2 protein-coding genes are annotated in these 1,184 nt (G+C 59.7%); one reads left to right on the top strand and one right to left on the bottom strand.

Annotation, left to right across the window (positions count from 1 at the left end; genetic code table 11):
- Positions 1–395 (bottom strand): CoA transferase (locus Q8K05_RS13405; protein WP_305247113.1); only part of this gene is annotated, 395 nt, incomplete at its 3' end.
- Positions 396–581: 186 nt separating this feature from the next.
- Here Q8K05_RS13405 and Q8K05_RS13400 point away from each other — a divergent pair.
- On the top strand, positions 582–1,184 hold a 603-nt coding region (locus tag Q8K05_RS13400), incomplete at its 3' end, for a GntR family transcriptional regulator (RefSeq protein ID WP_305247112.1).

Here is a 1,184-nt window from a genome sequence, read left to right as displayed (position 1 = left end):
CCCGACTGTCCAAACCCCGAAATGCTGGCGTACACCAGACGCGGGTTGTCTACGCTCAGGGTTTCGTAGTCGATGCCGAGGCGGAACTTGACGTCGGGGCGGAAGTTTTCCACCACCACGTCAGCGCCGGCGATCAGGCGCTTGAGCACGCTGATGCCTTCGGCCTCTTTCAGGTTGAGGGTGATCGAGCGCTTGTTGCGGTGCGTGTACTGGTAATCCGAGCCTTCTTGCCCGCCCAGCGTGTCGTCGCCGCGCATGTGCTCGGGCATCTGCACCTGGATCACGTCCGCCCCCCAGTCGGCCAGCTGGCGGCAGGCGGTCGGGCCGGCCCGGACCTGGGTGAGATCCACCACGCGAAAGCGCTGGAGTGCGGAAGAAGCAGGCATGTGAGGCATGGTTGAAACCCAGGGGAAAAACACAAAAACAAAGCGCAAGTGTCCTCTCTTCAAACCAAAAGTGTCAACACTTTTTTAATAAAAGAGAACACTTTTCGACGTCCCAGGCTTCTCGCTGCTTTTTTCAGTTACCATCCCGATGCCCGTTTCATGCGCCCATGTCGTGCGCAACCGGCCCCTCCAGCCATGATTTCACCCAAAGAAAAGCCCGAGCAGGGACTGCCGCTCTTCATTGCGGATGAGCTCAAGCACCTGATTTATACGGGCGCGCTCAAACCCGGCGAACGCCTTAATGAGGCGGCTCTGGCGTTGCGCATGGGTACCAGCCGCGGCCCCATACGCGAGGCCATTCGCATGCTCACGGGCTTGGGGCTCGTGAAGGCGGTCGTCAACCGCGGCGTCTTTGTGCGGCAGATATCGGTGCGCGAAATGCTGGAGATCTACGACTTGCGCGCCCTGGTCTTCGGCTTTGCCGCCGAGCGCGCGACCGAACATGTCAATGAAGAACACAAGCAGCAGTTCGAGCTGTTGCTCGCCCAGATGGATGCCGCCTGCGACGCCGAAGACGCCGACCGCTACTACGATCTGAACCTGCAGTTTCACGCCCTGATCCTGCGCCTGTCAAACAACCAGCGGGCCCATGAAACCTATGATGACTACGTCAAGGAACTGCACCTGTTCAGGCGCCGTTACTTCAATTCACCCGGCAACATGCGGCGCTCCAACATCGAGCACCGGTCGATCTACGAGGCCATCATCAAAGGCGCCAGGGCCAAGGCGAAATCAGCT

The organism is Polaromonas sp. (assembly GCF_030682935.1).
Classification (GTDB): Bacteria; Pseudomonadota; Gammaproteobacteria; order Burkholderiales; family Burkholderiaceae_C; genus Polaromonas.
This window is presented reverse-complemented; position numbering and strand designations above follow the sequence as displayed.